8 protein-coding genes are annotated in these 11,618 nt (G+C 67.9%); 1 reads left to right on the top strand and 7 read right to left on the bottom strand.

Translation table 11 applies throughout. The features are described 5' to 3' along the window. Positions 1-85: 85 nt before the first annotated feature. The 7 genes from ACFUJR_RS12815 to ACFUJR_RS12785 all read right to left on the bottom strand — a co-directional run bounded on the left by ACFUJR_RS12815 (position 86) and on the right by ACFUJR_RS12785 (position 11,084). Positions 86-1,249, bottom strand: a complete 1,164-nt coding sequence (locus tag ACFUJR_RS12815; protein WP_383166826.1) for an ABC transporter ATP-binding protein — start codon at positions 1,247-1,249, stop codon at positions 86-88. Continuing rightward, the gene (locus ACFUJR_RS12810; protein ID WP_383166829.1) at positions 1,242-2,300 is read right to left on the bottom strand and encodes an ABC transporter ATP-binding protein; all 1,059 of its coding nucleotides are present in this window, start codon (positions 2,298-2,300) and stop codon (positions 1,242-1,244) included. Before ACFUJR_RS12810 ends, ACFUJR_RS12815 begins: the two co-directional genes overlap by 8 nt. 17 nt (positions 2,301-2,317) lie before the next feature. After that, positions 2,318-3,271, bottom strand: a complete 954-nt coding sequence (locus ACFUJR_RS12805; RefSeq protein ID WP_383166832.1) for an ABC transporter permease — start codon at positions 3,269-3,271, stop codon at positions 2,318-2,320. Continuing rightward, the gene (locus tag ACFUJR_RS12800; protein ID WP_383166835.1) at positions 3,264-4,190 is read right to left on the bottom strand and encodes an ABC transporter permease; all 927 of its coding nucleotides are present in this window, start codon (positions 4,188-4,190) and stop codon (positions 3,264-3,266) included. The genes ACFUJR_RS12805 and ACFUJR_RS12800 overlap by 8 nt, the downstream gene beginning before the upstream one ends. A gap of 89 nt (positions 4,191-4,279) precedes the next feature. Then, entirely contained in the window at positions 4,280-5,923 is a 1,644-nt protein-coding gene (locus ACFUJR_RS12795; protein ID WP_383166838.1) for an ABC transporter substrate-binding protein, read from the bottom strand. A gap of 561 nt (positions 5,924-6,484) precedes the next feature. Beyond that, positions 6,485-8,386, bottom strand: a complete 1,902-nt coding sequence (typA, locus tag ACFUJR_RS12790) for a translational GTPase TypA (protein WP_383166841.1) — start codon at positions 8,384-8,386, stop codon at positions 6,485-6,487. A 304-nt stretch (positions 8,387-8,690) separates the two neighbouring features. Further along, on the bottom strand, positions 8,691-11,084 hold the full coding sequence (locus tag ACFUJR_RS12785; protein WP_383166844.1) for an ABC transporter family substrate-binding protein: 2,394 nt from the start codon (positions 11,082-11,084) through the stop codon (positions 8,691-8,693). A 260-nt stretch (positions 11,085-11,344) separates the two neighbouring features. On the opposite strand from ACFUJR_RS12785, the gene ACFUJR_RS12780 reads away from it, so the two are divergent. Beyond that, the gene (locus ACFUJR_RS12780) at positions 11,345-11,575 is read left to right on the top strand and encodes a hypothetical protein (RefSeq protein ID WP_383166847.1); all 231 of its coding nucleotides are present in this window, start codon (positions 11,345-11,347) and stop codon (positions 11,573-11,575) included. The last annotated feature ends 43 nt before the right edge of the window (positions 11,576-11,618 follow it).

The following is an 11,618-nucleotide window of genomic DNA, read 5'->3' as shown; positions in this document are numbered from 1 at the left end:
GGGTGTACACCGGCACTACACCTGGGAAAAGAACAGTGTGGGGCACCCGTGCAACTCGGCAGGCCACCTCACGCGTCGAACTCGGTCATCCGGCGTGGACGACGTCCTTCTCCTCGGCGAAGTGACACGCCGACTCGTGCGCGGCCGGGGTGTCCTGGCCCTGGAAGCGCTCGGGGATCGCAAGCAGCGGGATCTCCGTGGAGCACTTCTCCTGCGCCTTCCAGCACCGGGTGCGGAAGCGGCAGCCCGACGGCGGGTTGGCCGGCGAGGGGACGTCACCCGTGAGGATGATCCGCTCGCGGCCCTCGCGGGCCTCCGGGTCCGGGACCGGGACCGCCGACAGCAGCGCCTGGGTGTAGGGGTGCGTCGGGTGGTCGTAGATCTGCGCGTCCGTACCGATCTCGGCCATCTTGCCGAGGTACATGACGCCGACCCGGTCCGAGATGTGCCGGACGATCGACAGGTCGTGCGCGATGAAGACGTAGGAGAGGTTGAACTCGTCCTGCAGCTTCTCCATCAGGTTGATGACCTGCGCCTGGACGGAGACGTCCAGGGCCGAGACCGGCTCGTCGCAGATGATGATCTCCGGGTTGAGCGCGAGGCCTCGGGCGATACCGATGCGCTGGCGCTGGCCTCCGGAGAACTGGTGCGGGTAGCGGTTGATGTACTCGGGGTTCAGACCGACCACATCGAGCAGCTCCTGCACCTTGCGGCGCCGGTCGCCCTTCGGGGCCACCTCGGGGTGGATGTCGAAGGGCTCACCGATGATGTCGCCGACCGTCATGCGCGGGTTCAGCGAGGTGTACGGGTCCTGGAACACCATCTGGATGTTCCGGCGGACGGCCTTCAGGGCGCTGCCGGACAGCTTGGTGATGTCCTGGCCCTTGTAGAAGACCTCGCCCGCGGTCGCCTTCTCCAGGGTCATCAGGAGCTTGGCGACCGTGGACTTGCCGCAGCCGGACTCGCCGACGATGCCGAGGGTCTCGCCCTGGTAGAGGTCGAAGGAGACCCCGTCCACGGCCTTGACCGCGCCGACCTGGCGCTTGAACAGGATGCCCTGGGTCAGCGGGAAGTGCTTGACCAGGTTGCGCACCTGCAGGATCGGCTCACCGCGATCGACCGGCGCCCCGATGGCGGCCACGGCCTCCGCCTCGCTCGTCGCGTCGGCCCCGGGGACCTCGGTGACGTTCGGAGTCGCGTCCGCGGCCGAGCCCTCGGGCGATGTAGCAGCCTTGCTGAGCTCAGCCATGGATCGTCTCCTTCCAGAAGTGGCAGGCGCTGCCGCGGCCCGGCAGATCGGTGCCGTCCTGCTCGGTGACCGGCGCGAGCACCGGCACGTCCGTACGGCAGACGTCGTCCGCCTTGGGGCAGCGCGGGTTGAAGGCGCAGCCCGACGGGATCTTGAGCAGGTTGGGCGGCAGACCCTTGATCGCGTAGAGCTCCTGGCCCTTCTGGTCCAGGCGCGGGATCGAGTCGAGCAGACCCTTGGTGTACGGGTGGGCCGGGCGCGCGTAGATCTCGTGCACCGGCGACTGCTCGACGATCCGGCCCGCGTACATCACGGCGATCTTGTCCGCGACGTCGGCGACGACGCCGAGGTCGTGGGTGATCAGGATCAGACCCATGTTGAGCTCGCGCTGGAGCTCCGCGAGCAGGTCCATCACCTGAGCCTGGACGGTCACGTCGAGCGCCGTGGTGGGCTCGTCCGCGATGATGAGGTCGGGCTCGAGGGCGAGCGCCATCGCGATCATGATGCGCTGGCGCATACCGCCGGAGAACTGGTGCGGGTAGTCGTTGACCCGCGCCGCGGCGGCCGGGATCTTCACCCGGTCCATGAGCTCGATCGCCTTGGCCTTGGCCTCCTTCTTGGAGAGGCCCTGGTGCACCCGGAACATCTCGCCGAGCTGGTAGCCGACGCTGAGCACGGGGTTGAGCGAGGACAGCGCGTCCTGGAAGATCATCGCGATCTTGCTGCCGCGCAGCCTGCGGTGCTCGTCCTCGGACATCTTGAGCATGTCCTGGCCACGGAAGAGGATCTCTCCCTTGGTCACGAACCCCGGCGGGGTGTCGAGGATGCCCATGATGGCCTGCGCGGTCACGGACTTGCCGGAACCGGACTCGCCGAGCACGGCGAGGGTCTCGCCGGCGTTCACGGAGTACGAGACGCCGTTCACGGCCTTCGCGACACCCTCACGGGTGCGGAACTCCACATGGAGGTCGCGTACGTCGAGCAGCGGACCGTCGTGGGTCGCGCCGTCACGCGGCGCGGGGACGCTCGCGGTTTTGTCGATGGTGGTCACTGCGTTCGTCCTTACTCTCAGCGCAGCTTCGGGTCGAAGGCGTCACGGACCGCGTCGCCGAGCATGATGAAGGCGAGCACCGTGATGGTGAGCATTCCGGACGGGAACAGCAGCGGGTGCAGCCCCTGGGAGATGCGCTGCTGCGCCTCGGCGATCATCACGCCCCAGGAGATGGCAGGGGGCCTGATGCCGATACCGAGGAAGCTCAGCGTCGCTTCCGCGCTGATGACGACACCCAGGGAGATCGTGGCGACCACGACCACCGGAGTGGCGGAGTTCGGCACGACGTGACGGAACATCAGCCGCCAGGTGGAGGCACCCAGCGAACGGGCCGCGGCGACGTAGTCCGCCTGCTTCACCTGCATGACGGCACCGCGCATGACGCGGGCCATGGACATCCAGCCGACGACGGTCAGCGTCAGGACCACGGCCATGACACCGGCGTTGCGCATGCCCTTGTCGTCACGGAAGTTGTTCAGGATGACGATCGCGGCGAGCAGCAGCGGCAGTCCGAAGAAGACGTTGGTGACGAACGAGAGGAGGGCGTCCGTCCACTTGCCGAAGAAGCCCCCGAGCACACCGATGAAGCCGCCGATGAGCAGGGAGAAGACCGTCGTCAGCACACCCACGATGATCGAGTTGCGGGTGCCGTAGACCGTCTGCGAATAGACGTCGCAGCCCTGGAAGTTGTAGCCGAACCAGGCGTCACCGCTCGGGCCGGCCATCGAGTTCTTCAGATCGCAGTCGAGCGGCTCGACGCTGGTGAAGAGGCCCGGGAAGGCGGCGATGGTCAGGATGAAGAGGATCAGGGACGCCGAGACGAGGAACATCGGTCGGCGGATCAGGTCCCGGAACGCGTCCTGCGCGAGACTGCGCGGCTTGTCCTGCTTGCTGGAGACCGCACCGGGCACGACGGTCCCGGCGTTGCTCTCGGTGAAAGCCTCTTCGGGCGACTTGGTCGGGTTACTCATAGCGAATCCTCGGGTCAAGCACGGCGTACAGCAGGTCGACGATCAGCGCGGTGATCAGATAGACGAGCACCAGCAGGCTGACGAATCCGACGACCGCCGGTCCGTCCTCCACGTTGAGCGAGCTGAACAGCTGGAAGCCCACACCGGGGATGTTGAAGATGCCCTCGGTGACGATGGCGCCGCCCATGAGGGAGCCGAGGTCGGCGCCCAGGTAGGTGACCACAGGGATCAGCGAGTTGCGCAGTACGTGGATGCCGATCACTCGGCTCTTCGGAAGGCCCTTGGCCTTCGCGGTCCTGATGTAGTCGGCGCGGAGGTTCTCCGCGACGGAAGCCCGTGCCAGTCGCGCGATGTACGCGAGCGAGACGGAGCCGAGCACCATACCCGGCAGCAGGTAGCTCACGAATCCGTCGTCGGTGCCGGCGACGGGGAACAGCCCCCATTCCACACCGAGGAAGTTCTGGCTGACGTTACCGAGCACGAAGATCGGGATGGCGATGACGGTCAGGGTGGAGACGAGCACCAGGTTGTCGATGAAGCTGCCGCGGCGCATCCCGGCGAGCACACCGGCGGTCACGCCGATGAGCAGCTCGAAGGAGAAGGCCACACCAGCGACCTTCAGCGTCTCCGGCCAAGCCTCCGCGAGGAGGTCGACGATAGGCCGACCCTGCGCGATGGACTCACCGAAGTCTCCCTGGAGCAGTCCGGTGAAGTAGTACCAGTACTGCATCCAGAACGGTTCGTCCAGGTGGTACTGGGCGGTGAGGGTCGCTCTGATGTTGTCAGGGACTGGCTTCTCGCCGTACAGGTTCTGGATGGGGTCGCCACCCATCTGCGTGACGAGCACAAAGACGATGAACGTGGTGCCGACAAAGACGGGCACCATCTGAAGGATTCGTCGGATGACGAACCGGCCCATGGGTCCTCCTCGCGAGAAGCGGCGGGGGCCGGTGTTGCCGCCCCCGCCGCCGTTCTCGACTATTCGTTTGGGTCAGATGCCTGAGGCTGTTAGGCCTGCGAGATCTTCGTGACGTCGACCCGGTTGAAGAGGTCCATCTCGACGTTCGCGACCTTCTTGCTGTGCGCGAACACGTTCTTGCCGAAGCGCAGCGGGATCACCGGCATGTCCTGGACGAGGACGTCCTCGGCCTGCTGCCAGAACTTGATCGCCTCGGCCGGGGTCTTGGCGGCGCGGCCGTCCTCGACCAGCTTGTCGAACTGCTTGTTGCTGTAGCCGTAGTAGTTCGAGGAACCACCGGTGGTGAACAGCGGGCCGAGGTAGTTCTCCATGGACGGGTAGTCCATGATCCAGCCCATGCGGAACATGCCGGAGAACTTCTTCTGCTCGACCTGGGTCAGCATCTCGGCGAACTGCGGCACGGCCTGGCCGACGCAGTCGACGCCGAGGTTCTTCTTGATCTGGTTGCAGGTGGCGTCCACCCACTCCTTGTGACCACCATCGCCGTTGTAGCCGATGTTGATCTTGTTGCCCTCGACACCGCCGGCCTTCGCAAGGAGGGCCTTGGCGGCGGCCGGGTCGAACTTGCAGGACTCACCGCAGGTGTTGTCGCGGTAGCCGCCGACGACCGGGGAGACGAAGGAGCGGGCCGGGGCCTGCGAGTCGTTGAAGATCACCTTGGTGATCTCCTCGCGGTCGATGGCCATGGAGATCGCCTTGCGGACCTCGGGCTTCGAGTACTTCTTGTCGTACGTCGGGAACGACACGAACTGGAAGGTCGAGGCCGGGGACGACTTGAAGCGGTCACCGAACTGCTTCGGAGCGTTGGCCAGCTCGGAGGTCGGAACCTGCGGGATGACGTCGAGGGCGCCGGCGACGACGTCCTTATACATCGTCTCCTGGGCCTGGTAGATCTTGTACGTCACCGAGTCCACGTTGGGCTTGTTGGTGCCCGTGTAGTCAGGGTTCTTGACGACCTTGATCGCCTTGTTGTGCTCCCACTTGCCCTCGATCTTGAAGGCACCCTGGCCGATCGGAGCCTCTTCGTACGCCTTGATGTTGGCGATCGCGGCATCCGGCAGCGGGTAGAAGACCGTGTAACCGAGGACGGTCTTGTAGTCGGCGAAGGGCTTCGCCAGCTTGACCGTGAAGGTGGTGTCGTCCACGACCTTCAGGCCCGACATCTCCTTGGCGGAGGGCTCGGGGGCCTTCTTCGGGCCCTCCTCGCCGTCCGGGTCCGCCGGGTTGAGGGCGTCGTAACCCTCGATGGTGGCGAAGAAGTAGTTGCCGTCGGCCGCGTTCGGGCCGTAGGCACCCCAGTTCCAACCCTGGACGTAGCTCTTGGCGGTCACCGGGGTGCCGTCGTGGAACTTCTGTCCGGGCTTGATCTTGACGGTCCAGAGCTGGTTGTCCGTCGTCGTGATCGACTCGGCAGCGTCCTCGACCGGCTGGTTCTTGTCGTCGTAGCTGACGAGCGGACGGAACAGCGCGTCCAGCACCTGCGAGCCCTCGGACTCGGTCGTCGTCTGCGGGACGAGGCGCTTCGGCTCGGAGATGCCGACGCTCACAGAGCCGCCGGTCTTCGCCTTGCCTTCACCCTCCCCGCCCTTGTCGTTGCTGCCGCCACAGGCGGTTGCTGCCAGGGCCACGACGATCGCGCCCGCTACCCACTTGGCGCTCTTGGCACCGCGCATGGGTTCCTCCTCATGAGTCCACTTGTCACTACAAGGGGGGCACTTCGAGTTCGCCGACACCCCTGACGGCATTGGACTCAAGTGCCCCTAGTGTGCTCGTGAGTCGACACTCCCCACAGTGCGTGACCCATTGACCCGAGCTCAATGGAGCCAACTATTAAGTACGTCCGGGCTGTAAACCACACTTAAGTGGTCTCGTTTTGGCAACATCAGTAAGGGCCTTGAGACCGAAATCCGGACAAACTGATCACAGACAGACACCCCCGAAACGGACCGTTAACACACGTTCCGGAGAGCGACGTCCGGAAATCGAACATCGGGACGGGAAATCGGTTTGACGCGTTCCTGCCCATCCGAACTGTCAGATTCGCCACGCTGTGCGCCTCCGGCCGGAGGGTTCCGGAGGGCCCTGGAGCGTTCCGGAGGGGAGGGTCCTGGAGGGTTCGGGAGGGGCCCACAACGGGGAACGGCCCCCGCGGGGATCCCGTGGGGGCCGTTGCCGGTGTTCCGGTGGTGCTGGTGGGACCGGCGAGACGCCGGTGCCGGTCGAGCCTCGCTCGGTCAGCCGTTCTTGGCGCGCGACGCGGAACGGCCGCGCTCCTTCTGGTCCAGGACGACCTTGCGGATGCGCACGGCCTCCGGGGTCACCTCGACGCACTCGTCGTCGCGGCAGAACTCCAGCGACTGCTCCAGGGAGAGCTTGCGCGGCGGCACGATCGCCTCGAAGGAGTCGGCCGAGGAGGAGCGCATGTTGGTGAGCTTCTTCTCCTTGGTGATGTTCACGTCCATGTCGTCGGAGCGCGAGTTCTCGCCGACGATCATGCCCTCGTACACCTCGGTGCCGGGGTCGGTGAACAGGACACCGCGCTCCTGGAGGTTGGTCATCGCGAACGCGGTGACCGAGCCCGCGCGGTCGGCGACCAGCGAACCGTTGTTACGGGTCGTCAGCGTGCCGAACCACGGCTCGTGGCCCTCGTGGATCGAGTGGCCGATGCCGGTGCCGCGGGTCTGCGTCAGGAACTCCGTACGGAAGCCGATCAGGCCACGGGACGGAACGACGAACTCCATGCGGACCCAGCCGGAGCCGTGGTTCGACATGTTGTCCATGCGGCCCTTGCGGACACCCATGAGCTGCGTGACCGCACCCATGTGCTCCTCGGGCACGTCGATGGTCATGCGCTCGACGGGCTCGTGCGTCTTGCCGTCGATCTCGCGGGTGACGACCTGCGGCTTGCCGATGGTCAGCTCGAAGCCCTCGCGGCGCATCTGCTCGACCAGGATGGCGAGCGCCAGCTCACCACGGCCCTGGACCTCCCAGGCGTCGGGGCGCTCGGTGTCCAGCACGCGGAGCGAGACGTTACCGATGAGCTCGCGGTCCAGGCGGTCCTTCACCTGGCGGGCGGTGACCTTGCGGTCCTTGACGGCGGACTTGGCGTCCGCGCCCTTGCCGGTGCCGCCACGGCCGACCAGCGGGGAGGTGTTGGTGCCGATGACCATGGAGATGGCCGGCTCGTCCACCGTGATCAGCGGCAGCGCGATCGGGTTCTCCGGGTCCGCCAGGGTCTCGCCGATCATGATGTCCGGGATACCGGCGACGGCGCAGATGTCACCGGGGCCGGCGACCTCGGCCGGCTTGCGGGTGAGCGCCTCGGTCATCATCAGCTCGGTGATGCGGACGTTGGAGATCGTGCCGTCCCGCTTGATCCACGCGACCGTCTGGCCCTTGCGCAGCTCGCCCTGCTCGACACGGAGCAGCGCGATACGGCCGAGGAAGTTGTCGGCGTCGAGGTTGGTGACGTGGGCCTGGAGCGGCGCGTCCTCGTCGTACGACGGGGCCGGGACGTGCTCCAGGATGGTGGAGAAGAAGGGCTCCAGGCTGTCGCTGTCGGCCGGGACGGTGCCGTCCTCCGGCTTGGTCAGCGAGGCGATGCCGTCACGGCCGCAGGCGTAGACGATCGGGAACTCGATCTGGTCCTCGTCCGCGTCCAGGTCGAGGAAGAGGTCGTAGGTCTCGTTGACGACCTCGTCGATCCGGGAGTCCGGACGGTCGGTCTTGTTGATGCAGAGGATGACGGGCATCCGGGCCTGGAGGGCCTTGCGGAGCACGAAGCGCGTCTGCGGCAGCGGACCCTCGGAGGCGTCGACGAGCAGAACGACCGCGTCGACCATCGACAGACCGCGCTCGACCTCGCCACCGAAGTCGGCGTGGCCGGGGGTGTCGATGATGTTGATCGTGATCGGGGCCCCGCCGTCCTTGGGGTGATACTTCACCGCCGTGTTCTTGGCGAGGATCGTGATGCCCTTCTCACGCTCCAGGTCGTTCGAGTCCATCATGCGGTCGTCGAGCTGCTGGTGGGCGGCGAAGGCACCGGCCTGCTTGAGCATGGCGTCGACGATGGTCGTCTTGCCATGGTCGACGTGGGCGACGATGGCGACGTTACGGATGTCGTGGCGCGTGGGCATGGGTGCTTGCGCTTCTCTCGGATCGTGGGATGCGGCGTCAGTTCCTCTTACGCCCGCCGGGCGGACGCGCCACGGCTATGTCCTATGGTACGGGGCCGCCGCGCAAGGGGCTTCCCCGCCTTGATTCGAGAGGGCCTGCTGGAGGCCTGGGGACGCCTCGGTGGTGCGGTGCACTGGGGATGAGGAGAGGCACTGAGCGTGCGCGAACCGGCCGGGTCAAGGGGCCGGACGTGATCCTGCCCGCCGGGGGAGCCGGCGGGCAAGGGAATTGAGCTGCATCTGAGGTTGTGACCTGCGGTTTCGCCTACTTGGTGTTGCGCTCCGCACCCTTGGCGGATTCGGGCTTCTTGAACCCGATGTCCTGGTAACGCGGGGTCGCGAAGCCCCAGGCGCCCGCGTTCACCAGCTCGGGCTTGGCCGCCACCAGCTGGGGGCGCTGATAAAGGGGAATCGATCCTGCGGCGGCCCAGATCCGGGCGTCGGCCTGACGGACCAGGTCCAGCGCCTCCTTCTCGTCGAGCGTGGACACCGCCTGATCGAACAACTGGTCGATTCGGTCGGTGCCGACGCGTGCGTAGTTCTGCTCGACCAGGAGGGAGCCGTCCGAGGCCACCTCGGGCTTGGCGTAGATCGGCCGGGCGTCGGTCGCCGGGAAGGCGGAGGCGGGCCAGGAGTAGAGGGCCAGGTCGTAGTCGCCGGCGGCGATGTGGTCCTTGAAGAAGCTCTCGTCGGCGACCTTGCTGACCTCGGTCCGGATGCCGACCGCGTCGAGCATCCGGACGATCTTCTCCCCGACGGCGCGGAGCGACTCCGAGCCCGGACCCGAGGGCAGGACGAAGCGCAGGTTCAGCGGCTCGCCGTCCTTGCCGAGGGCCTGGGAGGCGCCCGCGGGGACGGCCGGGGCCGCGGTGCCGCGCGGGGCGTAGGCCCCGGGGGCGCCCCGGTCGGGACGGGCCGGGTTCTGCGCCTTGGCCTCGGTGCCGCCGGAGTCGGCGGTTCCGTCGGCACCGGCGCCGGGCTCGTCGTCGAGCAGGGCGGCCCGGTGCAGCAGCCCGGGGGCCGGGGCGACGACGGTGGTGCCGTTCTCCGGGGCTCCGGCACCGATCACGGGCTCGCCCGCGGTGCCGCCCGGCTTGTCGTCGCCGACGATGTAGAGGCCTTCGTCGGAGGCGGTGTCGGCGGCCTCGGGCTTCTTGGCCTCGTCGGCCGAGCCCGCCTTGCCCTTCTCCTCGGCCTTCTTCTCCTCGGCCTTCTTCTCCTCGGCCTCGCTGCCTGCCTTCGTCCCGGCGGGCTTCTTGTTCGCACCGCCGGGGACCCAGCCCGCGTCCGCGAGCAGCGCCCGCGCCTCCTTGGCGTCCTGACCACCGAGCGCGTCGCTGCTGTCCGCGTACGCCGCCTGCCCCGCGAGCGCCAGGTGGCTGCCGGGCGGCCGGGCGGGCAGCCCGAGCGGCTTGAGTACGGCTTCGGCCAGTTCCTGGCGGTCGAGGGCGCGCGCCACCGCTCTGCGTACCCGCTCGTCCGAGAGCGGGCCGCTCTCACCGTTCAGGGAGAGCTGGGTGTACGCGGGCTCCAGGGACTTGCGGACCACGAACGTGCCCAGCGCCCGCTGCTCGGCCGCATACCTGTCGACGGCCTGCTGGTTCTTCTCGCGCGCGGCCTGGACCGCCTGCGCCTTGCCCTCGTCGGAGCCGTTCGCCAGCGCCCAGGACTTCAGGGCCGCCGACGGGGTGATCGCGGCGCCGGGGCCGTGTGCGAGGGGCTGCCCGGCACTGCCGCCGGCCTGGGCGTCCCGTACCGCGAGGGCGATGCGGTCGGCGGCCGACCGATCGATCTCGGCCAGATCGAGCTTGCCCGCGGCCAGCGCGGCGATGCGCTCGTCGCGCGGCACGGCACGCAGGACCACCTGGTCGAGCTTGGGGGACCGGCCCCACCAGCGGGGGTTGCGGACGAGCGTGACGGTGGCGGCCTTGCTGTCGGCGGCCTTGAGCAGGAACGGTCCTGCAGTCGCCTTCAGGGTGGTGCGGGCGCCGTCGTTGAAGGCGTTCGGGGTCCCCGTCACCTCCTTCGGGTAGAGCGGGGTGAAGAGGGACTGCCAGTCGGCGTACGGCCGGGCGAAGGTGACCCGTACCTCCAGGTCGTCCTTGCCGCGCTCGATCTTCTCGATCCGCTCGTAGCCGGCGTTGCGGGCGGTCCAGTACGCGGTGTCCCGGCCGTTCAGGGCCCGCCACTGCGCGACGAAGTCGGGGGCGCCGATCTCCCGGCCGTCGCTCCACACCGCCTGCTGGTTGAGCTTGTACAGGACGATCTGCTTGGGCTCCGTCTCGATCACCTGGGCGGACTCCAGATAGTCCGCGTTGCGCCGGGGCCGGCCGCGCTCGTCGAGGGTGTAGAGGGCGGGGAGCACGGCTCCGGCGACGCGCGACGTCGCCCCGTCGGCGTCGGCCTGGAAGGCGTTGAGCGTGGTCGGCATCGCGTCCACGGCCCAGTTCAGCGTGCCGCCGTCGGCGATCTTGTCGCGCGCGGCCGGGGCGTGGTCCGGAGCGGCGGCCGGGGTCTCGTCGGCCTCGTCGCCGGAGCTGCATCCGGCGAGGACGGTGATGGCGAGCACCGCGCTGGTGAGCGTGGCGGCGGAGCGAAGCGTGCGGGAGCGGGGGCTCCTGGAGCATGTCCTCCCGCGAGGGGCGCCGACCTGGGACATGACTTGTACCCCTTCGTCCAGTTTCATGGCATTTGGCGATGATCACACCTATTGCTCATACACTGAAAGCGACGCACCGGATCCGGCCACGCCGACACGGCGGCGGGGCGGACAAACCCCACCCGTGCGGCCCAACCGCCGGGCGGCGCGGTTCACCGGACGAGTGGAATCCCGTACACATGGCTTCACAAGCGGGATGTGACGCGCGACACTCTCAGGCGCGTGTTCGCCACCCGCACTCGCGGAAGTGAGGGCAACCCATGTCCGTTCAGGATGATTTGGCGGCCGTCAAGCGCTGCCTCGAAGACCTGGTCCGCACGGTCGGACAACTGGAACGCAGCGTCGCGGCGGAACGGGGCGCCACCGCGCCACCAGCCCCCGGCCGGCCCGAGAACCTCGTGACGATCCCCGACACGCCGTACGACAGCGCGCTGTGGGGCTCGGACACCGACGACGAGGGCCTGGGAGCACGCGACCGGCACGCACCCTAGGTCCCGCGGCCTCCGGGAGCGGCAGCCGCTGGAGGCCCCGGGA

The organism is Streptomyces sp. NPDC057271, assembly GCF_042668715.1.
Lineage (GTDB): Bacteria > Actinomycetota > Actinomycetes > Streptomycetales > Streptomycetaceae > Streptomyces.
The sequence above is the reverse complement of the archived record's forward strand: the minus strand, read 5'-3'. Positions and strand labels throughout refer to the sequence as shown.

Bases quoted from the DNA above. Each gene is read 5' to 3' on its own strand.
- ACFUJR_RS12815 (WP_383166826.1), bottom strand. From the start codon at position 1,249: ATGGCTGAGCTCAGCAAGGCTGCTACATCGCCCGAGGGCTCGGCCGCG.
- ACFUJR_RS12785 (WP_383166844.1), bottom strand. From the start codon at position 11,084: ATGTCCCAGGTCGGCGCCCCTCGCGGGAGGACATGCTCCAGGAGCCCC.
- ACFUJR_RS12780 (WP_383166847.1), top strand. From the start codon at position 11,345: ATGTCCGTTCAGGATGATTTGGCGGCCGTCAAGCGCTGCCTCGAAGAC.
- ACFUJR_RS12795 (WP_383166838.1), bottom strand. From the start codon at position 5,923: ATGCGCGGTGCCAAGAGCGCCAAGTGGGTAGCGGGCGCGATCGTCGTG.
- typA (WP_383166841.1), bottom strand. From the start codon at position 8,386: ATGCCCACGCGCCACGACATCCGTAACGTCGCCATCGTCGCCCACGTC.
- ACFUJR_RS12800 (WP_383166835.1), bottom strand. From the start codon at position 4,190: ATGGGCCGGTTCGTCATCCGACGAATCCTTCAGATGGTGCCCGTCTTT.
- ACFUJR_RS12805 (WP_383166832.1), bottom strand. From the start codon at position 3,271: ATGAGTAACCCGACCAAGTCGCCCGAAGAGGCTTTCACCGAGAGCAAC.